The organism is Microbacterium sp. MMO-20 (assembly GCF_037147735.1).
Lineage (GTDB): Bacteria > Actinomycetota > Actinomycetes > Actinomycetales > Microbacteriaceae > Microbacterium.
On the sequence record NZ_JBBCUU010000001.1, the window covers coordinates 663,145 to 684,006 of the forward strand.

The window sequence follows — 20,862 nt, forward strand, 5'->3', positions numbered from 1 at the left end:
CGCGGTGAGCCGGCCCGAGCTCAGCGGATCAGGGCGTACCAGATCAGCAGCAGCGTGACCGCGAATCCCGTGAACTGGTTGAGCCACAAGAAGCGGTCCCAGCCGCGGGTGGCGGTGGATGCCGTGGCATCCGTCACGGCTCGGAACGGCCACACGGTCGCGAGGTAGGGGAGCGCGAGGAGCGCCGCGAGCGGTCCGGGCCAGCTCACAGCGAGCATCGCTGCGCCCGCGAGGGCGTACGCGATGAGGGCGAACCACACCGTGCGGCGCGCGCCGAAGGCGGTCGCGATCGACGCGATGTCTGCCTCGCGATCGGCGACGACATCCTGGACGGCGCCGAAGGCGTGCGAGGCGACACCCCACAGTCCGAAGGCGACGAGGAGCAGGACGAGGGACGGCGTCCAGGTCGCGCCGGCGAGCACGAGGCCGTAGACGGCGGGGGAGAAGAAGTGGATGCTGCTGGTCACCGAGTCGGCGACGGGACGCTCCTTCAGGCGCAGCGGCGGCGCCGAGTAGAAGACGACGAAGAAGAGGCTCAGCGTCAGCACGACCCATGATGCGGGTGAGCCGACCACCACGAGGAAGACGACGAACGGCAGGCACGACAGGGCGGCCGCCCACAGGGTCACCCGGTGGAAGCGGCGGTCGAGCACGGCGCCGTGCGCGCCTCCCTTGCGCGGATTGCGCAGATCGGACTCGTAGTCGAAGACATCGTTGATGCCGTACATCGCGAGGTTGTAGGGCACCAGGAAGAAGAGCGTGCCGACGATGAGGGTCGCGTCGAGGCGTCCTGTCGTCAGCAGGTACGCCGCGGCGAAGGGATAGGCGGTGTTGATCCAGCTGACCGGGCGCGACGCGAGGAGGAGCTGACGGATCACGCGACGCCCTCCTCGGCGGCGGATCGCACCGGCGGCACGGGACGCGGGGCGAGGAGCGTCCGCACCGCGGGCACGAGGAATGCCGCCGCGACCGGGTAGGCGAAGTCCTCGAGGGGCGCGAGGCCGATGCGGATGCCACTGATGAGGTGCTCCGGATAGGTGAAGAGGTCGGCGGCGATCATGACGTTGTCGAAGATCGCGGTGAGCGCGACGAGCACGATCGCGGTCAATGCCGACGCGCGCATGCGGCGCGCGAATCCCGGGCGCATCGCGCTCGCCGCCGTCACGATGCCCGCGACCACGAGAAACGGCAGCACGATCAGGGCGTACGTCACGAGGCGCTCCTCGGAGCGCTGGATGTGCGTCGGCGCGCGCGCAGGCGCAGGAACGCCGCGTGCGCGACGAGCGCGAGATAGCTGAGGAATGCGAGGAAGACGGGCTCCTCGACGGGGAGGTGCGGCGCGAGGTCGACGCCGAGGAGCAGCGAGCTCTCGCCGCGCACGAAGACCCCGGCGGCGATTCCCGCGGCATCCCACGCCAGAAAGAACGCCGTACCGCACACCGTCGTGAGCGCGGTCGTGACGGGAGCGGCCCAGAAAGCCAGGCGAAACCGCGCGTCGAGCACGGCGATGCCGCCGATCGAGACGATCAGGCACAGCAGGTAGAGCCCCGGCATCATTGCTTCCCGACGCGCGCGGGTTCGGGAAGCCGCGCCGCGCCGCGCTCGCCGCGCAGACGCTTCACGACGAGCTCGGCGGAGATGAGACACATCGGCAGTCCGATGCCGGGGAGCACCGAGGTGCCTGCGTAGAGCAGGTCGTCGACTTTCGCGGAGGCTCCGCGCGGACGGAACACGGCACTCTGCCCCAGCGTGTGGGCGAGCCCGAGCGCGCCCCCGCGCCACGCCCCGAGATCTTGCTCGAAGTCGGCCGGAGCGATGGTGCGCCGCACGCGCACGCGCGCGGCGAGGTCGTCGATGCCGCACCACTGCGCGATCTGCGCGATGACGCGGTCGGCGGCGCGTTCGATCGCCTCGTCGCCGGCGCCGTCGATGCCCCCGTGGCCGAGTTCGGGAGCAGCCGCCATCGGGACGAGCACGAACAGGTTCTCGCTCCCCCCGGGCGCAACCGTGTCGTCCGTGGCGGACGGTCGGCAGATATAGATGGATGCCGGATCGGGAATGCGACCCGGGGACCCGAAGACGTCCGCGAAATTCCGGTCCCAGTCCCGCGCGAACAGGAGGGTGTGGTGAGCGAGCTGCGGGAGCTCGCCCTCGACGCCGAGGAGGATGAGGAGGGCCCCCGGGCCCGGATTGCGGCGCTGCCACCAGCGCTCCGAATACGAGCGCTCGGTCGCGGGCAGCAGAGCGTGCTCGGTGTGGTGCAGGTCGGCGGTCGACACGACGAGATCGGCGTGATGCTCGGTGCCGTCGGCGAGACGGACGCCACGGGCGCGGCCCCCCGCGACGAGGATGCGTTCGACCGGGGCGCCCGTCCGCACGGTCGCGCCCTCCCCGCGGGCGAGTCGCGCGATCGCGGCGATGAGGGCGGTGAAACCACCGCGCGGGTAGCGCACGCCGTCGTCGAGGTCGAGGTGGCTCATGAGGTGGTAGAGCGCGGGAGCGGTGTCGGGGGAGGCGCCGAGGAAGACCGCGGGGTATCCCAGGATCTGGCGCAGGACGGGGTCGGAGAACGAGCGCGCCACGTGGTCCTCGAGGGTGCGCGTGAGCAGCGGCACCAGCCGGGGCAGCTGCGTCGTCACCGCCGGGTCTGCGAGCCCGCCGTACGAGGCGTACGTGTCGTAGAGGAAGCGGTCGACGGCGAGATCGTACGCGCTGCGCGCCGAGTCGAGATACTCGTCCAGGCGCACCCCGGCCCCGGGTTCGCGCTCATCGAACAGCGCCCGGGCAAGAGCGCGGCCGCTGCGCACGTCAACGGGCGTGCTCCCGCTGTCCGTGCCCTCGGCGTCCGGCTGCGGATACACGCGGTACGCGGGGTCGAGAGTGACGAGGTCGAGTTCGGCGTCGGCGGTCGTGCCGAGCAGGCGGAAGAAGTGCTCGAACACCTCGGGCATGAGGTACCAGCTGGGTCCGGTGTCGAAGCGGAAGCCCCCGGACTCCCACGAGCCGGCACGGCCGCCGAGCTCGTCGCGTGCTTCGAACAGCGTGACAGACCAGCCGTCCCTGGCGAGGAGTGCCGCCGTCGCGAGCCCGGCGATCCCGCCGCCGACGATCGCTGCGGTGCCGGGTCGGCGCCCCGCACGGCCGGAGGTACCGCGCCGCCGGCCGCTCACGCGCCGCTCCGCCGCGGAGGCACGCCGGCGAACGCCTTCGCGGCGATCGTCGCCTTCACCGGAGCCGGAACCGACACGCGGGCGTCGCCGGAGTCCCCACGCAGACGGTGGGCGAGCTCGGCGAAGAGGCCGTGCGCCGTCGTGACGGCGCGCCGGCAGTCTGCGGGGAGCCCGCTGATCGCGGCCGCCGCAACATCGAGGTCGGCGTCGATGCGGTCGAGCACCGCGGCGCGCGTCTCGTCACCGCCCGCACCGCCGCCGTCGAGGCCGAGGTAGTCGCGGCCGAGGCGTCCCCTGTCGTCGGCGAAGTCGCGCAGGAAATTGACATCCTGGAATGCCGCGCCGAGGCGACGGGCACCCTCGACGAGCCCAGGGTCCGGGTCGACCGGGAATGCGCGACCCGCGTTGACGAAGACCTGCAGGCACATCAGGCCGACGACCTCCGCCGACCCGTAGACGTATTCTTCGTGTGAGGCCGCGTCGTGCCGCGAGCGCTCGAGATCGGTGCGCATCGAGGCGAAGAACGGGCGCGTGAGATCGGCGCCGATGCCGCACTCCACCGCGGCGAGAGCGAATGCGTGGATGACGAGGTCGGTGCTGAAACGCCGCTCGACGGCGGCGTTTGTCTCGGCCTCGAACGCGTCGAGGAGATCCCGCTGCTCCTGTGCTGAGACGCCCTTGACCGCGGCGGCCCCGTCGACGATCTCGTCGGCGACGCGCACGAGCGCGTAGACGCTCCGGACGTGTGTGCGCACGCGCGGGCCGAGGAGGCGCGTCGCGAGCGCGAAGGACGTCGAGTACGACGAGATGACAGCTGCCGCGGCATCCTGCGCGCACCGGTCATACGGCGTCGGCGTCGTCATGGGATGCGCCGCTCGATCGCGGTGGCGATGTCGGCGAGAAGGGCGGCGGCGTCGCCCGGGACCTCGGGTGAGGCGGCGCGGACGCGGGCGCGGCGGAGTCCCTCGTGGATGAGGGCGACGAGATCGTCGCGCGCGCCGCTGCGCTCCAGCTCGCGCTGCGCGCGGCGGACCGCGATCGGGCCCGTGTGCGCGACGGCGAGGGCGGAGCTCACCTCCGGCCACGCGCCGGAGCGGCGGGCGAGGCCGATGAGGGGTGTCCGCTTCGCCTCACGGAGGTCGGCACCCGGGTCGCGGCCGGCCTGGCGACGTGATCCGAAGGTGCCGATGAGATCGTCGACGAGCTGGAAGGCGAGGCCGAGGTCGGCGGCGGATGACGCGAGATCCCGCTGCGCATCGGGCGATGCGCCCGCGAGGATCGCGCCCGCCACCAGCGGTGCTTCGAACGAGTAGACCGCGGTCTTGTCGTGCGCCACGCCGAGCAGCTCATCGGTGTCGGGGACATCGATACGCGCGGCGTTCTCTACGTCGGCGAGCTCGCCGGCGGCGGAGACGAGGATCGCGTCGTCGAGCACCGAGAAAAGTCGCGCCCGCACGCCGACGGGGATCTCCGCGACGGCGATGAGGCGCGTCGCCTCGAAGAGAAGGAGGTCACCTGCGAGGACAGCGGCCGCGTCACCGACGGTCGCCGCGTCGTCTGCGCTAGCGCCGAGCGCCCGCGCACGCGCGCGGAAGCGTCCCGCCACGTTCGGCGACCCGCGCCGCTCCAGGTCGCGGTCAATGAGATCGTCGTGGACCACGAACCCCGTGTGGAGGAGTTCGAACGCGGCAGCGATCTGCCAGAGTGCGGGACCGGGGACGCCGCCGAAGGCGCGGAAGGCGGCGACGACGAGCGCCGGTCGCAGTCGCTTACCGTCGACGCCCGCGGCCGCGGCGGCGTCGGCGAGGGCGCGAGCGCCGTCTCCGAGTGCTGCGCTGCGGCGGGCGAGGCGCTCCAAGGAGTCGCGGATCGCGGCATCCACTTGGGCGCGGTCGTCGTCGTCGATCTCGATCACGACGGGCCTCCCACGGAGGCTACTGCGGAGGGAACGGGCGTGTAGGCGCTCAACTGTTCGGACTGCAGGACGAGCCACGGGCTGAACGCCCAGGGTGTCGCCTGCAGCGCCGCGCCGAGCCGTGTCGGGTCGACCCACGCGTACTCGGCGACCTCGGCCGGATTCGGTCGCGGCTCGTCGGTCGCGAACGCCGTGTAGACCGGGCAGATCTCGTTCTCGACGGTGCCGCCGGCATCCGTCGCGCGGTACCGGAAACGCGGAAGGACCACCTCGACGCGCTGGAGCGTCAGACCGAGCTCGTTGCCCGCATGTCGGGCTATAGCGCCTTCGATGCTCTCGCCGGGCTGCGGGTGCCCGCAGAAGGAGTTCGTCCAGACGCCCGGCCACGTCCTCTTCACGAGAGCGCGGCGTGTCACGAGCACCCGCCCGTCTGCATCGAACACATGGCAAGAGAAGGCCAGGTGCAAGGCGGTCTCGGTGCCGTGGACGGTAGCCTTGGGAGCCGCCCCGATCGGGCTCCCGTCGTCGTCGAGCAGGACGACCAGATCGCCTGCAGCGTCGGTGGGGGACACGATCTCTCCTATTGCTAGTTTATCTAGCGATTTTCAGAGATACTACCGGGGAGAGAGGGAGGTGTCCACACGGTGAGCGAGCGATGGATGCCACGCACGCCCAGGGACGAGCTCGTGCTTGAGGCGATGGAGGCGGTGCGCGCCTTCACCGACTCCATGGACCGCATGTACGGCGGGGTCCGCGACGACATGGACATGAACGCCTCGGACGTCGCGGCTCTGCGCATGCTGGTCGTGAGAGAACGTCGCGGTGAGTGGGTGTCACCGCATGAGATCGCGAGCCATCTCTCCATCTCGACGGCGTCCACGACCAAACTGCTCGACCGTCTCTCCGAACGGGGGCACGTCGTGCGGCGTCCGCATCCGCATGACGGACGCTCCCGGATCGTCGTGCTCACCGACCTCGCGCGACAGGAGTTCTTCGCGCACTTCGGGCAACGCATGCGCCGAATGCGCGACGCCATGGAGGATTTCGACGACGATGAACTGCGTGCCGTGATCAGGTTTCTGAGCGGGGTCGGAACGGCGCTCGAGGAGTGACGGCGCGCGGAGAGCAACTCTCGGGGAAGCAAAGAAGGCGTCCCGCCAAGCGGGACGCCTTCCTCATCTGGGCGTGAGGAACGGATCGGTGACAACTGATCGTTAGTGCCGGGAGGTGCTGGCGGGGAGGATGTCATCATGCCCGGTCCCTATCCCAAAGAGTTCCGCGAGGACGTCGTCGCGGTCGCTCGTCGCCGTGAGAGCGGCGTCACCATCAAACAGATCGCGACTGATTTCGGTATCAGTGAAGCGACCCTGCAGAACTGGCTCCGCCAAGCCGACGTCGAAGAAGGCAACCGGCCCGGTCAGACCGCCGCGGACGCGGCCGAGGCGCGAGAGTTGAAGAAGCGGATCCGGTTGCTCGAGCAGGAGAACGAGGTCCTCCGTCGTGCGGCGGCGTATCTGTCGCAGGCGAATCTGCGCCTGGGTGGCTCCCCAAAATGACGTACCCGCTCGTATCTGAGCTCGCCGCTGCGGGGATCCCCGTGACGGTGTCGTGCCGGGTCCTCAAGCTCGCAAGACAGCCCTACTACCGGTGGAGAGGCGACCCGGTCCGGGACGCGGACATGCTCCGCGCGTATCGGATCAACGCGCTCCACGACGCGCACCACGACGATCCGACGTTCGGGTACCGATACCTCGCCGACGAAGCCCGCCGGGCGGGGTGGCGGATGAGTCGGCGGACGGCGTGGAAGCTGTGCTCGCAGGCCGGGATCCTCTCGTCCGCGCAACGCCGCCGGCGCGGGAAGGGCAAGAAAGCCGGACCGCCCGTGTTCGACGATCACATCGAGCGCGTGTTCCGCGCCGATGCCCCAAACCGGCTCTGGCTCACCGATATCACGGAGCATTGGACGACTTGGATTCCAGCAGTCGTCGCAACGGTGTGAATTATCCCGGGCTCAGTAAAGCACTCATCCGCTCCGTCGGTGTGTCCCAGCCGAGCGCTTTGCGCGGCCGGTCGTTCAGTTCGTCGGCAATCGCGGCGAGGGCCTCAGCGTCGTGTGTGCGGAGGTTTGTGCCTTTGGGGAGATATTGCCGGAGCAGCCCGTTGGTGTTCTCGTTCGTGCCGCGCTGCCAGGGTGAAGCACGCTCGCAGAAGTAGACCGCCATGTCCGTCGCGAGGGAGAAGGCCCGGTGCTCGCTCATCTCGGCGCCCTGATCCCAGGTGAGGGTCTTCTTCAGCGCGACCGGCATTGCCTGCAGGGCGGTGACGAGGCTGTCGCGAACAGCATCGGCAGTGCGCTCGATCGGGAGATGGCCAAGGACCACGTAGCGCGTGGTCCTTTCAACGAGTGTCGCGACAGCTGACCCGCTGCCGGCGCCGACGATCAGGTCACCTTCCCAATGCCCCGGGATCGTGCGGCCCTCGACGTCGGCGGGGCGCTGGGAGATCGGTGTCATCTCGTCGACGAACCTGCTCGTGCGCGTCTGTGGGTCACGGTGCGGTTTGCGGCGCGAGCGGCCGCGACGCAGTGAGCCTGCCATCTCGTGTCTCAGCTCTCCATGCGCGTGGACGTAGATGGCCTGGTAGATCGTCTCGCAACTCACGCGCATCCCCGGGTCATGGGGAAAGTCTCGCTGAAGCCGATGACGGATCTGCTCCGGCGACCATCGCTTCTTGAGCTTGGCGGCAACATAGTCCCGCAGCGGCCCGTCGACGGTGAGCTTCGCTGCCCGCGGGCGCTCACGCCGCTTCACGGAGACGCGGTGCGCCGTGTGAGGCAGATAGCCCACCCGGCTGACTGTGTTGCGTCTCACTTCACGGCTGATCGTCGAAGGCGCCCGGCCCATCACCGCCGCGATCTTCCGGATCGACAGACCCGTCATCATCAGGTCCTTCAGCCGTTCTCGCTCGAGGAGGCTGAGGTAGCGGGCGTCGATGACCTGCTCGACGCGAGCAATGGGCACGCGTTCGCCTTGCACCCATGCGGTTCTCGGGTTCTTCACGTTCGCCAGGACCTCCTCGGGCCGGTAGAGCACCACTCTGCCGTCGGGGTAGACCCGGCCCTTCGAGAACACGCGGATACCCTTGTCCCAGTCCAGCGCCTGATGCGACTCGACACCCAGCCGTTGGGCGGCCTCACGGCGCGATACGCCCTCACCTCGAAGCTTGAGGAACTCCTGCCGCCTCGCGTCCGCGTAAGCGCCCGTGAAGATCCCCGCCCTATGCGCCCAGGCGTAGCACGTGACCCGGTTGAAGCCGAGTTCGCGTGCGACCGCCGAGACGTTGCCGCTCACAGCGAGCCGTCGGAAGAACTCCGCCTTATCCTCCGCGGTGTGCTTACGCTGCGTGCCCCGCGGCGTCGACAACCCCGCCTGCTTCATCCATCGATACCCGCGATCCGGACTCACCCCCGCGGCCAGCGCAGCCGCCCGCACCGACCCGCCCCGATCGATCAACGCCAGAAACGCCAACCTCTGCTGCTCCGTGTACTCCCTCGCCGGCATCTCCGCTCCTCGCCGCTGATGTTGCGACGACTGCTGGAATCCAAGCGAGCGAAGGCAAGCTGTACTGCTGCGCGATCAAGGACGTGTTCTCCAACCGGATCGTCGGGTACTCGATCTCGAACCGGATGACCGCGAAACTCGCCGTCGACGCCGTCCGAAACGCCGTCGCGCGCCGCGGTGAGGTCGCTGGCTGCATCCTGCACGCCGACAGGGGCAGCCAGTTCCGCAGCCGGGCGATGGCCCGGGAACTGCGCCGTCACGACATGGTCGGATCGATGGGCCGCGTCGGCGCCGCCGGGGACAACGCCGCGATGGAGAGCTTCTGGTCGCTGCTCCAGACGAACGTGCTCAACCAGCAGCGCTGGGACACACGGCAGGAGCTGCGACTCGCGATCGTCGTCTGGATCGAGCGGAAGTACCACCGCCAGCGAGCACAGGACACCCTCGGCGGCTTGACGCCCATCGAGTTCGAAGCCAAGCTAGCCGAGCCGCTCACACTCGCGGCCTAAACCGAAATTGTCACCAGTTCGTTCCTCACGCCCCCCTGCAAGTTTGTGGGGCGTGGCAGCAGCGACGGCGTCACTGAGAGGATGGCGAACGTGAGCCCGATGATGGACCCGATCGGGTCGAGCGTCCACCATCGCGCGCGGCGCAAGGCACGGCGAGTGCGATCGTCTCCGGGCTCGTTCAGGTCCATCGCCTAGTCCGTCTCTTCTTCAGGTGTGTGGGGGGGCACTGAGGTGCACACCGGTGCCGGTCAATGGATGAGAGCCTTGAGGGCGATGATGAGACCTCCGAATGCGGCCGTGATCATCGCACCGCCGAGACGTGCCCATGGGCTACGGAGGCGGGCTGCGGTGACTGCCCACCCGAGGAATCCGAGGAGCAGCACATCAATCAGGAGCGCCAGCCAGACGGCGTCAACGGGTCGCAGCACACCGAGCACGCCGAGAAGCAACACGAGCACCGGGATGAAACCGATCACCAGCATGCCGAGCGACTCCCCTATCCCGGCGCGCAGGGCGGCCGGGAATGAGAGACGGTGGTGGCTCATCTCTGCCAGCGTGGCCGCATAGGCGTGCGCAGCAAAGAACACCAGCAAGGTGCCTACGACTGCGAGCAGCGCCTCCCAGGAGCTGCCAGTGAGGTTGCGTGTCACGACGATGACACCGGACACCACGATCAGCCCGTAGATCCCACCCGCCGAAGAAACGAGCTCCATGAAGCGCGCGCCTCCGCGACCCTTCGGAGGCTCTGTGAGGCCGGACGCCGACACTACTGGGATGCCTTGGCGAGCGATCCAATCTCCGTGCCGGAGGCATCGCTCACGTGCAGCGTGTCACCGTCGATGCGCGCAGTGTCGAGATCCATCAGCCAGGTGTCGACGTCTGGGCAGGCCATCATCGTCGTCGCGACCTCCCCAAAGTCGATCACGTCACCGTCCTGTTCCCAGCTACCGCTGAGACGGTTACAGCCGTCCGTGCCGGAGAGCATCCCGCCCTCTTCGAGCACGAGGTGCGGCTGCCCGTCACCATCCTCTCCCCAGGTTCCCGTCACCTCCGCAGATGGCGTCGAGCACGAGGTGAGCGCGAACAGGGCGATCCCGGCAACCGCCAAGACCTTGATGCGGCTCTTTGTGGAAATCACGTCTGCACTCCTGCGTGTTCATTGTTCCGGGTCCGCTGCCCATCATATCGGCGCGTACTTACGTCATTGCAGGTAACTGCACCCTCGGTGCGCAACTTGCCGCCGATAAGATCACTAATAGACGAACCCGCCGTACACGCTTACAAGCAAGAGCCCGAGGAACCCGATGACCACAACCACCACACCAGCCACCGCACCTGCGAAGGGAGCGCGTCTCGCACTGCTGATCGGCGGGCTTGCGGCCGTCGGCTTCGGCATCGCCGTGCTCGCCTGGCCCACCAAGGCAGCGGTCGCATTGACCGGCGTCATCGCCCTCTACGCGATCATCGCAGGCGTTGTCTACGCAGCCCTCGGCCTCTTCTCCAAGGGCCTCGGTGCGGGCGGCCGGATCGGCCATGTGCTCCTCGGTGTCCTCTACGTGATCGCTGGCGTGTATGCCTTCTCGTCACTGCAGCAGTCTGCTGCGTTTCTCGCGCTGTTCTTGACGATCCTGGTCGGCGTCATGTGGGTCATCGAGGGCTTCACGGCGCTGTTCACTCTCGGTCAGTCTGGTTCTAAGGTCCTCACGATCGTGTTCGCGATCCTCTCCGTCATCGCCGGGTTCACGCTCTTGAGCAGTCCGCTCTGGGGCGCCGTGTTCCTGTGGTGGTTCCTCGCCATCGCTCTCATCGTGCTCGGCGCGTTGAACGTGATCCGTGCGATCGCGGGGAAGAAGGCCTAACCCATGGCAACCGAACAGTTCGCGGGCCCCATCGACTACCTCGTGTTCGTCTTCGACGAGCACGCAGACCTCGGCGAGGGTCTTGCCGCTCTCCTCAATCGGGTGCAGCAGGGCATCATCGAGATCCTTGACATCGAGCTCATCGGCCGAGACGAGGCGGGTGCACCCGTCAAGCGCGCGTTCGCCGACCTCGACGGCGTCACCGGCATCGACACCTCGACATTCGACGGAGTCGAGAGCAGCATTCTCGACACGGACGACCTCACTGGCATCGCCTCAGAGCTCGCAGAGGACCAGATTGCCCTCGCCGTCGTCTACGAAGACCGCTCGCTCGCGGTCGCCGCAGGCGCGTGGGCGGCAGCGGGCGGCGTAGAACTATTCTCGGGCGGAATCGCCATCGAGGATCTCGAACGAGCACTCAACGAAGGGAATCAGTCATGAGTCTCCTCCGCACCGCAGCGCGCGCATCCGTCGCAACACGGGTCATCGGGAGCACCCACCGCCGCCAGCAACAACGCTGGGCCGCGCAGGACACAGCTGCCGCCGCTCTCGCTGCAGCGGCTGCTCCTCCGGAGCCCGTCGCACCGCCCGCACCGGCACCCGCTGGGGGCAGCACTTCGGTTCTCGACCAGCTCGCGCAGCTCGGCCAGCTCCGGGACGCGGGCGTGCTCACTGAAACTGAGTTCGAGGCGCAGAAGCAGCGCGTCCTCTCCGGCGCGTAGACGCGCGCCGTTCCGAAGAGGGTGCTCGATTGTCTCGACTGAGCACCCTCTTCGCGTTCGTCGGCCTCTACCGGCAGCCGACCGTCCGTTCCGCAAGCCGGTCGTGGTCTCGAACGACGATCCCGTTCGCCAAAAGGCGAAGGCTCTGGACGTTCTAGTGATTAGCAGGTCGAGTTCATGTCCATCGTCTCTAAAGAAGCCGGCGATTCTGGCGAGGGGAGTCTTTCATGAGCGACCTGCCAATGATTCGCATCGGCGACGGCTCGAGCAACGAGAACTACCGCACCTGCGCCGTCTGCGGCCGTGACTGCGAGCCTGAGATATTCGAGGGCGGCGAGGGCGTTGGCATTCGGGTCGCGTTCTCGTGCCCTGAGCAGGGCCTGCACGGCGTCACAGACCCGTTCGAGGGGATGAGGTAGGCCGTGCTCTCCGCTCCGCTCCGAGCAGCGGGCAGGCCCGTCCGCCGCTCCGCTTCGGACAGGCCCATGAGCCACGACATCCGCGTGATCTCGGGAGTATCACGCAGTATCACGGCGGAATCGCTTTAGCCTAGTCCTTAGCGTAGTTCGGTACTTTCAACCGAAAACCCAACAGCCCCTGATCTGGTTTTCACCTGATCAGGGGCTGTTTTTCGTTGCGGGGACAGGATTTGAACCTGCGACCTCTGGGTTATGAGCCCAGCGAGCTACCGAGCTGCTCCACCCCGCGGCACAAGATAAGAGCCTAGCACGGGTTTCGAGTGCTCGTGACCCGGGGCACGTTGCAGGCATCCGGGTGGCGCGGGAGGATGAGGTCGTGACCGCTCCGACTCCACCTCCGTCATCGCGCCGCGACGCCCGCGACGGCGACGACCGGGTCGACGGGCGCGATGAAACGCCCAACGAGCGCGCCGACCGCAACTGGAGCGAGCTGCTGCAGGAGCTCCGTGTGCTGCAGACGGGCACGCAGATCCTCACGGGCTTTCTCCTCGCTGTCGCATTCCAGCCGGCGTTCGCCGATCTGGGCGATATCGAGCGGGCGCTGTATCTGTGCCTCGTCGTTGTGGCTGTCGTGAGTGCGATCGTCGCCCTCGCCCCGGTCGCCCTCCACCGCATGCTCTTCGCACGTCGCGAGAAGCGCGTCGTCGTCGCATACGGACATGCGGCGCTCGTCACCGCTCTCGTGACGGTGTCCTTCCTGCTCGTCGGCGTCGTCGCATTCGTGTTCGACGTCGTCGTCGGCGGCGCTGCCGCATGGATCGCGGCCGGTGGAGCCGCGACCGCCGTCGTCGTGCTCTGGCTCGCGATCCCGCTCACGCTTCGGAAGGAGAGTGCCTTGCGATGACTGCGCCCCTCGTCGAGGATGCCGCCGACGCCCCTGTCGGCGTCGCCGTCGCCCAGTTCGCACCCACCGCTGACACGACCGCCAACATTGCCGCGATCGCGGCGCTCGTCGAGCGCGCTCGCGCGCGCGGAGCGGACGTCGTCCTGCTGCCGGAGTATGCGAGCTACTTCGTCGACCCCTTCGACGAGACTCTCGCTGCCCACGCCGAGCCGGTCGTCGGCCCCTTCACCGAGGCGCTGCGGGAGCTCGCCGCGGTCCACGACGTGGTCATCGTCGCCGGCCTTCTGGAGAGCGCGTCGGAAGGACGCGTGCGGAACACCGTCGTCGCCGTGGGCGCGGTCGGCGTCCTCGCCGCGTCGCGGAAGCTCCACCTGTACGACGCGTTCGGGCAGCGCGAGTCCGATTGGATCGCGGCGGGAGATATCGCGGAGCCGGAGACGTTCGTGCGCCGCGGCATCCGATTCGCCCTCATGACCTGTTACGACCTGCGCTTCCCGGAGGTCGCGCGAACGCTTGCCGACACCGGTGCGGACGTCATCCTCACAGCGGCCGAGTGGGTGCGCGGCCCGCTCAAGGAACACCATTGGCGGACGCTTCTGCACGCGCGGGCGATCGAGAACACGCTCTACGTGGCGGGCGCCGACCATCCGCCACCTCTGGGCGTGGGTATTTCGGTCGTCGTCGACCCGCAGGGCGTCGAGATCGCCGGCGTCGGTGTGACGACCGACGTCGCCGTCGGGTTCGTCGACCGCGCGAGCATCGAGCGGGTGCGGCGGCTCAACCCCGCCCTCGCCCTCCGCCGCTTCCGCGTCGTGCCACGCAGCGCGCTGCCGGACTGATCCCCCTCCGTCGTCGCCGGGGAATGTCAGGCGAGGGAGCGGAGGCGCTCGGAGGCATCGGTGATGACCTCCACGCGCTTGCAGGCCGCGAATCGGACGAGGCTCGTATAGTCCTCGCGGTGCGCGGGCGAGACGAACGCCGTGAGCGGGATGCCGACGACTCCGACTCGTTCGGGGAGGCGACGGCAGAAGTCCGCGGCATCCTCGCCGTCCGTGAGGAACGGCGCTGCGTCGGCGACGGTGAAGTACGAGCCGGAAGGCGTCGAGACCGCGAGGCCCGCTGCGCGGAGGCCGTCGCCGAGGAGGTCGCGTTTGACGCGCAGGGTCTGCGCGATGCCGGTGAAGAACTCATCCGGCAGCCCGAGCCCAGTGGCGATCGCGCTCTGGAAGGGCGTGCCGTTCGTGTAGGTCAGGAACTGCTTCACCGCCAGCACGGCGTCGACGAGATCGGCCGGCCCGGTGATCCAGCCGATCTTCCATCCCGTCGTGGAGAAGGTCTTGCCCGCGGATGAGATCGAGAGGGTGCGCTCGGCGGCTCCCGGGAGCGTCGCGATCGGCACGTGCGTGCCCTCGAAGACGAGGTGTTCATACACCTCGTCGGTCACGACGATCGCGTCGTGCCGTTCGGCGAGCCGGACGATCTCGGCGCGCACCTGCGCAGTGAAGACCGCGCCCGTGGGATTGTGCGGGTCGTTCACGAGGATGATCCGGGTGCGGTCGGTGACCGCCCGCGCGAGCGCGCCCGGATCGGGCTGGAAGTCGGGGAAGCGCAGTGGCACCGGGACGAGGCGCGCCCCGGCGAGCGCCGCGCACGCCGCGTAGGCGTCGTAGTAGGGCTCGAAGACGACGATCTCGTCATCGGGGCCATCGACGAGCGCGAGGATCGTCGCCGCGAGGGCTTCGGTCGCGCCCGCTGTGACGAGGATCTCGCGCTCGGGGTCCGGATCGAGCCCGTACCAGTGGTGCTGGTGCGCGGCGACGGCGTGCAGGAGTGCCGGCACCCCGCGGCCCGGGGCATATTGATTCGCACCGGCGGCGATGGCCGCCAAGGCGGCCTCGAGCACTTCGGCGGGACCGTCCTCGTCGGGAAAGCCCTGCCCGAGGTTGATGGCTCCCGTGCGGGTCGCGAGTGCCGTCATCTCGGCGAAGATCGTCGGCGCGGGGGAGTCGGCCGCGTCCAGCAGTCCGGCGCCCTGCGCCGTGCGGCGCCACGCGCCGGGAATCTCTCGCATCTCGCACACGCTACATGCATAGGCTCGTGGGGGTCACGGCATAACCAACACACAGAAACCCGCGCCATGCTGAATGTGTCTTGGGAAGAAGGAACCACTCATGAGCGACAACACCCCCACGTCGAATGACGCACAGCCGCACGATGCCGCGAACGCCGAGCGCCCGCCGGTGCCCGCGCAGCCTGCGGCCGACGCGGCATCCGCCGCCGCGCCGCAGCCGATGGCGCCGCAGCCGCCCGTCTCACAGCCCGCGCAGCCGTACGGTGCGCACGCGGCACCCGGCACGCACGCGGCGCCCGGCGCGCACGGCGGCCCCGGGGCACATGGCGGTCCGAACGCGTTCGGCGCCTACGCCTCGCAGCAGCCGTACACGCCGCCGCAGGCGAACGCGACGCAGCCCACGACCCCCTACGGCGCTCCGGGTTACGGTGCCCCCGCGTACGGGACCGCCCCCTACGGAGTCGGGACGGCCACGGCGACCGACGAGCACAGCGGCGCCGGCACGGGGGCATCGAGCGCTCCCGGGGCGAAGGTCGGCGCGGGCAAGATCGTCGGCATCATGGTCGCCGCGGCCCTCGTCGGCGGTGCGGCCGGTATCGGCGGCGCGGCTGCCGGAGCCTCGATCTTCCCGCAGTCGCAGACGGTCGTGACCTCGACCCCGCAGAACGTCACCGTCAACAACACCGATTCAGTCAACCAGACGACGGCGATCGCCGCGAAGGTCGTTCCGTCGGTCGTGACGATCTCGGCGTCGTCGGGTTCGTCGGGTGGCACGGGTTCCGGCGTCGTCCTCACCGAGGACGGCTACGTCGTCACCAACACGCACGTCGTGACTCTGGACGGCGAGACGGCCGACGCGAAGCTCACCGTGACGACCTCCGACGGCAAGGTCTACCAGGCCACCGTCGTCGGGACCGACCCGACGTACGACCTTGCCGTCATCAAGCTCGAGGATGCCTCCGGCCTCACGCCGATCACGTTCGGCGACTCCAGCAAGCTCAACGTCGGAGATCAGACGGTCGCCGTCGGTGCGCCCCTGGGGCTGTCGAACACCGTGACGACGGGCATCGTGTCGGCGCTCAACCGTTCGATCCAGATCGCGTCGTCGGCCGCGCCCGACAGCGGCGACCAGCAGGAGCAGACGCCGGGCCAGGGCGACTCGCCGTTCCAGTTCGATTTCGGTCAGGGGCAGCAGCAGTCGAACACGGGGTCGATCTCGATCGCGGTCGTCCAGACCGACGCGGCGATCAACCCCGGCAACTCCGGCGGTGCGCTCGTGAACAGCGCCGGCGAACTGGTCGGCATCAACGTCGCGATCGCGTCGGCGGGCGGATCCAGCTCGTCCGGTCAGTCGGGTTCGATCGGCGTCGGCTTCTCGATCCCGTCGTCGATCGTCAAGCGCATCGCCGATGAGCTCATCGCGGATGGTGCGGCCACGCACGGCCTGCTGGGCGCGATGGTGGGCAACGCCGCCGGTCAGGAGGGCGCCACCACGTCCGGTGCGTACATCAGCGAGGCAACCGCGGGCGGCGCCGCCGCGAGCGCGGGGCTGAAGAAGGGTGACGTCGTGACGAGCTTCAACGGCTTCCCGATCACCGACGCGACCGATCTCACCGCCCAGGTGCGCGCGCTCGCCGCCGGCAGCAGCGCCGACATCGTCTACATCCGCGACGGCAAGACCGCGACCGCGAAGGTCACGCTCGGAACCCTCACGCAGTAGCCTGCGGCCGCGCAGATCACTCCTGTTCTGCGACATCCGGAAGAAGGACGCCACCCCGCGATAGGCTCGCGGGATGGCGTCCTTCTCGTTCGGCGCCGGCAACGCCGGGAAGCTCCTGCGCATCCCGCTGTACGTCTTTGGCCGCGTCGTCACGGCGCTCGTGCCGCGCTCGGCCGATCTGTGGGTTTTCGGCTCTGCTGTCGGGCTCGCCGACGGAGCCTGGGCGCTGTGGCGTGAGGCCGCAGCCCAGGGGGAACGCGCAGTCTGGCTCACGGGGACGGATGCCGAAGCGGCGCTCGCGCGCGAGCGCGGCATCCCGTCCGCCCCGAAGTCGTCGTGGCGCGGGTTCGCACTCACGGCGCGCGCCGCCGTCATCGTCGTGACGCACGGCTTCGGCGACGTCAACCGCTACAGCGCGACGGGCGGCATCGTCGTGCAGCTCTGGCACGGCATCCCGCTCAAGCGCATCGGATTGGATGCCGAGGTCACGACCGCGAGTCCCGTGCCGTTCGCGCGGCGCGGAGCAGTCCTCCTGCTGCGCGCGCTCTACCGGCGGACCCAGGCGCGCATCCGCGTCCTCCCGGCCGCCTCCGAACTCGTCCGGGGGCGGCTCGAGTCGGCGTTCGGCCTGGAGACCGCGCGTGTGCCGGTCACGGGGGAGCCGCGCACGGACGTCCTGCGGACCGGCAGCGACGCCGAGCGGCGCGCGCACGGACGTGCGGCCGTCGATACCCTCGTCGGTCCGTTCGCGTCGACGACGCGCCTCGTGCTGTACGCGCCGACATGGCGTGACGGCGGCGCCGATCCCGCGGCGCCCGAGCCCAGCGACGCGGCGCGGATCGAAGCGCTCCTCGATGAGACGGATGCCGTCCTCTTGATCCGATCCCACCACCTCGGGGTGGGTGACTACGAGGCACTGCGCGGCCCGCGCGTACGGATGCTCGGGAGCGGCGTCGTCGCCGACATCACGCCCCTCCTGCCCGGATTCGATGTCCTCGTGACGGACTACTCGTCGCTCGCGTTCGACGCGGCGCTCGCCGAGCTCCCGACCGTGTTCTTCGCCCCGGACCTCGAGGCCTACACAGCGTCTCGGGGGTTCTACGGCACGTACGCGGAGGTCGCCGGCGACGATCCCGCTCGGAACTGGGAGGGCGTGACGCGCGCGCTGCGCGCCGTCCTCACCGACCCCGGCGCGCTCGCGGACCGACTCCGCCGCGCCCGCGCGCTCAGCGCGCACGTGCACGCCTTTCGTGACGGCGGCAGCACTGCGAGGGTCTACCGTGTCATCCGCGGCCTGCTGCGCCCCGCTCCCGCACCGGAAAGAGCACCATGACGATCACCGCACGCTTCGACGACACCACGGTACCCGCGGTCCCGACGCTCGTGATCGCGGGTACCGGCAGGCGGCCCGCTCACGTCCGGCTCGTCGGACGGCGCGCGATCGTCGACGCGCGGCTGACCGGACGCGGCACGACGTGGACCGCGCGGTTGCCGCTCGAGGCCGCGCGCTGGGGACGGGCGCCGCTGCCACTGCCCAGTGGCGTGTACGCCGTCGAGGTCGTCGACGGCGACGGTGCGCGCGTTCCCGTCGACGCGGCGATCGCCGACACGATGACCACGACGATGCGCGTCGCGCTGGCGGACGGAGCCCTTCGAGTGCGGCCGCCGATCGATCCCGCCTATGAGTCGGGTGAGGGGCAGGACGCGCTCGAGCGCCGCTACGCGACACGTCCGCAAAGCCTCGAGAACGCGGTGTTCTTCGAGAGCTTCTACGGCCGCAATGCGAGCTGCAACCCGCGCGCGATCGATCGTGAGCTTGCTCGCGTCGCGCCGGGGGTCACCCGGTACTGGAGCGTCGTCGACCTGTCCGTCGAGGTGCCCGAGGGGGGCGTTCCGGTCGTGGAGGGGAGTCCGCAATGGTGGCGCGCCCGGGGAAGCGCGCGCCTGCTCGTCGTGAACGACTGGCTGCGGCGGCGCTATGCGCGCCGGCCCGGCCAAGTCGTTCTGCAGACCTGGCACGGCACGCCGCTCAAGCGACTCGCGCTGCACCGCCGGGGATTCGACCCCCGCCGCATGGCTGCGGTCATCCGCGAGGGTCGACGCTGGGATGTCCTGCTCGCGCAGAACCTCTACGGGGAGAGGGTCCTCCGAAAGGCCTATGCCTTCCTCGGGCGCCCCGTGTGGGTCGAGGGCTATCCCCGCAATGACGCGCTCGTCGCAGGCGTGCCGGATGCCGTGCGCACGGCGCTCGGGATCGGCTCGGGCGAGCGCGTCATCCTGTATGCGCCGACGTGGCGCGACGATCGTGACGAGATCGTCGATCACCTCGATCTCGAGCGCCTCGCCGCCGACACCGGAGCAGTCGTGCTCGTGCGTGGCCACTCGCGCACGCTCCTTCCCGGCAGCGACATCCGCGGCGCACGCGTCGTCGACGTCACCGCGTATCCGGACGTGTCGGACCTCCTGCTGGCCGCCGACGCTCTGGTCACGGACTATTCGTCGCTGATGTTCGATTTCACCGCGACCGGCAAGCCGATCTTCTTCTTCACCCCCGACCTCGAGCACTATCGCGAGGATCTGCGCGGCTTCTACTTCGACCTCGCTGCGCACGCGCCGGGGCCGCTCCGGACGACGCAAGAGGACCTCACCGACGCGCTCGTCGCCGATGGGTTCGCGCAGATCCCGGCAGAGTACGCCGACCGCTACCGCCGGTGGCAGGAGCAGTTCAACGCGCGCGACGACGGACACGCGTCCGAACGGGTCGTCGCACGCATCCTCGACCAGGGCTACATCGACCGCGCGTAACCGGGCGCCCGCCGCTACGGCAGGGGAGTGTTGCGGCGGAGCCGGGAGGTGTCGATGTTCTCGCGCGCACCCCGCGCGACGCCCACCAGGAAACCCGCGCCCCACGCCAGGTGCATCGACGGGATCACGACGAGAGCCCACAGCCGCTCCCGCCAGCCCGGCCCCGCGTGCGCGCTCGCCGCGTACACGGCGACGAGCGCGATGTAGGCGGCGAGGGGGAGGTAGACAATGGATGCCGCGGCGGCGCCGATTCCGGTCAGAACGCCGGTCAGCTGCAGCGCTGCGACGACGAGCGCGACCGCGGTGAGTGCGACGAGGGCGGGCGGCGCGAAGAAGCGCACGGAGTTCCGCCGTCCGTAGCGGCGCACGAGTTCGCCCCGCCAGGTGCCGGTCGATCGGAACTGACGCACGAGGCTCGTCCACTTCTCACGCGGCCAGTACGTCACCGCGAGGGACGGGTCGAACCACACTCGGAACCCGGCGCGGCGGATCCGCAGGTTCAGCTCCCAATCCTCGCCGCGGCGGATGGACTCATCGAAGCCGCCGACCTCGTCGAGCACCGCGCGCCGCAGCACGCCGAGGTATGCGGATTCGGCGAGCCCTGCCGCGCCCCCGGAGTGGTAGGCGCCGCCACCGAGGCCGATCCGGGAGTTGTAAGCGCGCGCGACGGCGCGCTGGAACGGGGAGCGCCCATCGGCCTTCATGACACCCCCCACGTTCGCTGCGCGCGCGAGCGAGAGGGTGGCCATCGCCCGAAGGACATAGCCCGGCTCGAGCGCCGAGTGCGCGTCGACCCGGACGATGGTCGGGTAACGGGATGCCGCGATGGCGAGGTTCAGCGCGACCGGGATGTCGGCCGCCGGGTTCGGGATGAGCCGAATCCGGGCGTCCGCTGCGGCGAGTTCGCGGGCGATCGCGTCCGTGGCATCCGTCGACGGCCCGAGGGCGAGGACCAGCTCGGCGGGTCCGTCGACCTCCTGCTGCATGACGCTCTCCACGGCGTTACGCAGGTAGCGCTCCTCATTGAGAACCGGCATGACGAAGCTCACACCGGAGCCGGGTGGAGGGACGGGCGCGTCGCGCGTCGTGCGCGGCCCGCCGTGGGCGCGCGCTCCGGGGGCGACGTCGTGCATCCGTCGATCATGTCATGCCGCCCCGAACCGCGCGGGCCCCGCCACGGGGCCCGGCCGCGTGCCCGTCTAGGCTGG

The 20,862-nt window shown here is 69.5% G+C and carries 24 protein-coding genes, 1 tRNA gene and 1 pseudogene; 13 read left to right on the top strand and 13 right to left on the bottom strand.

The window, feature by feature from the left end; translation table 11 throughout:
* Positions 1 to 20: 20 nt before the first annotated feature.
* From WFI52_RS03270 to idi, 7 genes are read right to left on the bottom strand one after another with little or no spacing between them, the layout of a single operon-like run.
* On the bottom strand, positions 21 to 878 hold the full coding sequence (locus WFI52_RS03270) for a prenyltransferase (RefSeq protein WP_336625025.1): 858 nt from the start codon (positions 876 to 878) through the stop codon (positions 21 to 23).
* Complete coding sequence (locus WFI52_RS03275; protein ID WP_336625024.1) at positions 875 to 1,213, bottom strand: lycopene cyclase domain-containing protein; 339 nt, start codon at positions 1,211 to 1,213, stop codon at positions 875 to 877. The genes WFI52_RS03270 and WFI52_RS03275 overlap by 4 nt, the downstream gene beginning before the upstream one ends.
* The gene (locus tag WFI52_RS03280) at positions 1,210 to 1,554 is read right to left on the bottom strand and encodes a lycopene cyclase domain-containing protein (protein ID WP_336625023.1); all 345 of its coding nucleotides are present in this window, start codon (positions 1,552 to 1,554) and stop codon (positions 1,210 to 1,212) included. The genes WFI52_RS03275 and WFI52_RS03280 overlap by 4 nt, the downstream gene beginning before the upstream one ends.
* Positions 1,554 to 3,170, bottom strand: coding sequence for a phytoene desaturase family protein (gene crtI, locus WFI52_RS03285; protein WP_336625022.1), 1,617 nt, complete (start codon positions 3,168 to 3,170; stop codon positions 1,554 to 1,556). Before crtI ends, WFI52_RS03280 begins: the two co-directional genes overlap by 1 nt.
* A complete protein-coding gene (locus WFI52_RS03290) occupies positions 3,167 to 4,033 on the bottom strand; it encodes a phytoene/squalene synthase family protein (protein ID WP_336625021.1) in 867 nt (288 codons plus the stop codon). Before WFI52_RS03290 ends, crtI begins: the two co-directional genes overlap by 4 nt.
* Complete coding sequence (locus WFI52_RS03295; protein WP_336625020.1) at positions 4,030 to 5,085, bottom strand: polyprenyl synthetase family protein; 1,056 nt, start codon at positions 5,083 to 5,085, stop codon at positions 4,030 to 4,032. The genes WFI52_RS03290 and WFI52_RS03295 overlap by 4 nt, the downstream gene beginning before the upstream one ends.
* Entirely contained in the window at positions 5,082 to 5,657 is a 576-nt protein-coding gene (gene idi, locus WFI52_RS03300; protein ID WP_336625019.1) for an isopentenyl-diphosphate Delta-isomerase, read from the bottom strand. Before idi ends, WFI52_RS03295 begins: the two co-directional genes overlap by 4 nt.
* 87 nt (positions 5,658 to 5,744) lie before the next feature.
* Here idi and WFI52_RS03305 point away from each other — a divergent pair, with 87 nt between their 5' ends.
* The 3 genes from WFI52_RS03305 (at position 5,745) to WFI52_RS03315 (ending at position 7,084) form a co-directional block, all read left to right on the top strand.
* Entirely contained in the window at positions 5,745 to 6,197 is a 453-nt protein-coding gene (locus WFI52_RS03305; RefSeq protein ID WP_336625018.1) for a MarR family winged helix-turn-helix transcriptional regulator, read from the top strand.
* 138 nt (positions 6,198 to 6,335) lie between these two features.
* A complete protein-coding gene (locus WFI52_RS03310) occupies positions 6,336 to 6,641 on the top strand; it encodes a transposase (RefSeq protein WP_336625017.1) in 306 nt (101 codons plus the stop codon).
* Positions 6,638 to 7,084, top strand: a complete 447-nt coding sequence (locus WFI52_RS03315) for an IS3 family transposase (protein ID WP_336625016.1) — start codon at positions 6,638 to 6,640, stop codon at positions 7,082 to 7,084. Before WFI52_RS03310 ends, WFI52_RS03315 begins: the two co-directional genes overlap by 4 nt.
* A gap of 1 nt (position 7,085) precedes the next feature.
* Here the strand turns inward: WFI52_RS03315 and WFI52_RS03320 are convergent, their stop codons facing one another.
* The gene (locus WFI52_RS03320; RefSeq protein WP_442927672.1) at positions 7,086 to 8,522 is read right to left on the bottom strand and encodes an IS30 family transposase; all 1,437 of its coding nucleotides are present in this window, start codon (positions 8,520 to 8,522) and stop codon (positions 7,086 to 7,088) included.
* Positions 8,523 to 8,686: 164 nt separating this feature from the next.
* Here WFI52_RS03320 and WFI52_RS14175 point away from each other — a divergent pair.
* A pseudogene (locus WFI52_RS14175) lies at positions 8,687 to 9,154 on the top strand (transposase); the annotation flags it as partial.
* A 248-nt stretch (positions 9,155 to 9,402) separates the two neighbouring features.
* Here WFI52_RS14175 and WFI52_RS03330 read toward each other — a convergent pair.
* Complete coding sequence (locus tag WFI52_RS03330) at positions 9,403 to 9,867, bottom strand: hypothetical protein (RefSeq protein WP_336624961.1); 465 nt, start codon at positions 9,865 to 9,867, stop codon at positions 9,403 to 9,405.
* A 53-nt stretch (positions 9,868 to 9,920) separates the two neighbouring features.
* Positions 9,921 to 10,292, bottom strand: a complete 372-nt coding sequence (locus WFI52_RS03335; protein ID WP_336624960.1) for an META domain-containing protein — start codon at positions 10,290 to 10,292, stop codon at positions 9,921 to 9,923.
* Positions 10,293 to 10,458: 166 nt separating this feature from the next.
* Here WFI52_RS03335 and WFI52_RS03340 point away from each other — a divergent pair, with 166 nt between their 5' ends.
* From WFI52_RS03340 to WFI52_RS03355, 4 genes are all read left to right on the top strand, one after another.
* Positions 10,459 to 11,013 (top strand): HdeD family acid-resistance protein, encoded by a 555-nt coding sequence (locus WFI52_RS03340; RefSeq protein WP_336624959.1) that lies wholly within the window; start codon positions 10,459 to 10,461, stop codon positions 11,011 to 11,013.
* A gap of 3 nt (positions 11,014 to 11,016) precedes the next feature.
* Positions 11,017 to 11,454 (top strand): hypothetical protein, encoded by a 438-nt coding sequence (locus WFI52_RS03345; RefSeq protein WP_336624958.1) that lies wholly within the window; start codon positions 11,017 to 11,019, stop codon positions 11,452 to 11,454.
* On the top strand, positions 11,451 to 11,735 hold the full coding sequence (locus tag WFI52_RS03350; RefSeq protein WP_336624957.1) for an SHOCT domain-containing protein: 285 nt from the start codon (positions 11,451 to 11,453) through the stop codon (positions 11,733 to 11,735). The genes WFI52_RS03345 and WFI52_RS03350 overlap by 4 nt, the downstream gene beginning before the upstream one ends.
* A 227-nt stretch (positions 11,736 to 11,962) precedes the next feature.
* Positions 11,963 to 12,154, top strand: a complete 192-nt coding sequence (locus WFI52_RS03355; protein ID WP_336624956.1) for a hypothetical protein — start codon at positions 11,963 to 11,965, stop codon at positions 12,152 to 12,154.
* Between the two features lie 215 nt (positions 12,155 to 12,369).
* Here WFI52_RS03355 and WFI52_RS03360 read toward each other — a convergent pair.
* A tRNA-Met gene (locus WFI52_RS03360) sits at positions 12,370 to 12,443 on the bottom strand.
* An 87-nt stretch (positions 12,444 to 12,530) separates the two neighbouring features.
* Here WFI52_RS03360 and WFI52_RS03365 point away from each other — a divergent pair.
* Both WFI52_RS03365 and WFI52_RS03370 read left to right on the top strand, forming a co-directional pair.
* Positions 12,531 to 13,058, top strand: coding sequence for a DUF6328 family protein (locus tag WFI52_RS03365; protein WP_336624955.1), 528 nt, complete (start codon positions 12,531 to 12,533; stop codon positions 13,056 to 13,058).
* Positions 13,055 to 13,897, top strand: coding sequence for a carbon-nitrogen hydrolase family protein (locus WFI52_RS03370; protein WP_336624954.1), 843 nt, complete (start codon positions 13,055 to 13,057; stop codon positions 13,895 to 13,897). The genes WFI52_RS03365 and WFI52_RS03370 overlap by 4 nt, the downstream gene beginning before the upstream one ends.
* 26 nt (positions 13,898 to 13,923) lie before the next feature.
* Here WFI52_RS03370 and WFI52_RS03375 read toward each other — a convergent pair whose 3' ends face one another.
* The gene (locus tag WFI52_RS03375; protein ID WP_336624953.1) at positions 13,924 to 15,129 is read right to left on the bottom strand and encodes an aminotransferase class I/II-fold pyridoxal phosphate-dependent enzyme; all 1,206 of its coding nucleotides are present in this window, start codon (positions 15,127 to 15,129) and stop codon (positions 13,924 to 13,926) included.
* Between the two features lie 100 nt (positions 15,130 to 15,229).
* Between WFI52_RS03375 and WFI52_RS03380 the strand changes: the two genes are divergently transcribed.
* From WFI52_RS03380 to WFI52_RS03390, 3 genes are all read left to right on the top strand, one after another.
* A complete protein-coding gene (locus tag WFI52_RS03380; RefSeq protein ID WP_336624952.1) occupies positions 15,230 to 16,849 on the top strand; it encodes a S1C family serine protease in 1,620 nt (539 codons plus the stop codon).
* A gap of 73 nt (positions 16,850 to 16,922) precedes the next feature.
* On the top strand, positions 16,923 to 18,182 hold the full coding sequence (locus WFI52_RS03385; protein ID WP_336624951.1) for a CDP-glycerol glycerophosphotransferase family protein: 1,260 nt from the start codon (positions 16,923 to 16,925) through the stop codon (positions 18,180 to 18,182).
* Positions 18,179 to 19,654 carry a CDP-glycerol glycerophosphotransferase family protein gene (locus tag WFI52_RS03390; protein WP_336624950.1) on the top strand — a complete coding sequence of 492 codons (1,476 nt, stop codon included), beginning with the start codon at positions 18,179 to 18,181 and terminating at the stop codon, positions 19,652 to 19,654. Before WFI52_RS03385 ends, WFI52_RS03390 begins: the two co-directional genes overlap by 4 nt.
* A gap of 14 nt (positions 19,655 to 19,668) precedes the next feature.
* Here WFI52_RS03390 and WFI52_RS03395 read toward each other — a convergent pair whose 3' ends face one another.
* Entirely contained in the window at positions 19,669 to 20,787 is a 1,119-nt protein-coding gene (locus tag WFI52_RS03395; protein WP_336624949.1) for a glycosyltransferase family 2 protein, read from the bottom strand.
* Between the last annotated feature and the right edge of the window lie 75 nt (positions 20,788 to 20,862).

Excerpts from the sequence above, each read along its gene's own strand:
- WFI52_RS03280 (WP_336625023.1), bottom strand. The coding sequence starts at position 1,554 with ATGCCGGGGCTCTACCTGCTGTGCCTGATCGTCTCGATCGGCGGCATC.
- WFI52_RS03290 (WP_336625021.1), bottom strand. The coding sequence starts at position 4,033 with ATGACGACGCCGACGCCGTATGACCGGTGCGCGCAGGATGCCGCGGCA.
- WFI52_RS03305 (WP_336625018.1), top strand. The coding sequence starts at position 5,745 with ATGCCACGCACGCCCAGGGACGAGCTCGTGCTTGAGGCGATGGAGGCG.
- WFI52_RS03310 (WP_336625017.1), top strand. The coding sequence starts at position 6,336 with ATGCCCGGTCCCTATCCCAAAGAGTTCCGCGAGGACGTCGTCGCGGTC.
- WFI52_RS03315 (WP_336625016.1), top strand. The coding sequence starts at position 6,638 with ATGACGTACCCGCTCGTATCTGAGCTCGCCGCTGCGGGGATCCCCGTG.
- WFI52_RS03320 (WP_442927672.1), bottom strand. The coding sequence starts at position 8,522 with ATGAAGCAGGCGGGGTTGTCGACGCCGCGGGGCACGCAGCGTAAGCAC.
- WFI52_RS03330 (WP_336624961.1), bottom strand. The coding sequence starts at position 9,867 with ATGGAGCTCGTTTCTTCGGCGGGTGGGATCTACGGGCTGATCGTGGTG.
- WFI52_RS03340 (WP_336624959.1), top strand. The coding sequence starts at position 10,459 with ATGACCACAACCACCACACCAGCCACCGCACCTGCGAAGGGAGCGCGT.
- WFI52_RS03345 (WP_336624958.1), top strand. The coding sequence starts at position 11,017 with ATGGCAACCGAACAGTTCGCGGGCCCCATCGACTACCTCGTGTTCGTC.
- WFI52_RS03350 (WP_336624957.1), top strand. The coding sequence starts at position 11,451 with ATGAGTCTCCTCCGCACCGCAGCGCGCGCATCCGTCGCAACACGGGTC.
- WFI52_RS03355 (WP_336624956.1), top strand. The coding sequence starts at position 11,963 with ATGAGCGACCTGCCAATGATTCGCATCGGCGACGGCTCGAGCAACGAG.
- WFI52_RS03370 (WP_336624954.1), top strand. The coding sequence starts at position 13,055 with ATGACTGCGCCCCTCGTCGAGGATGCCGCCGACGCCCCTGTCGGCGTC.
- WFI52_RS03375 (WP_336624953.1), bottom strand. The coding sequence starts at position 15,129 with ATGCGAGAGATTCCCGGCGCGTGGCGCCGCACGGCGCAGGGCGCCGGA.
- WFI52_RS03380 (WP_336624952.1), top strand. The coding sequence starts at position 15,230 with ATGAGCGACAACACCCCCACGTCGAATGACGCACAGCCGCACGATGCC.
- WFI52_RS03385 (WP_336624951.1), top strand. The coding sequence starts at position 16,923 with ATGGCGTCCTTCTCGTTCGGCGCCGGCAACGCCGGGAAGCTCCTGCGC.
- WFI52_RS03390 (WP_336624950.1), top strand. The coding sequence starts at position 18,179 with ATGACGATCACCGCACGCTTCGACGACACCACGGTACCCGCGGTCCCG.
- WFI52_RS03395 (WP_336624949.1), bottom strand. The coding sequence starts at position 20,787 with ATGCACGACGTCGCCCCCGGAGCGCGCGCCCACGGCGGGCCGCGCACG.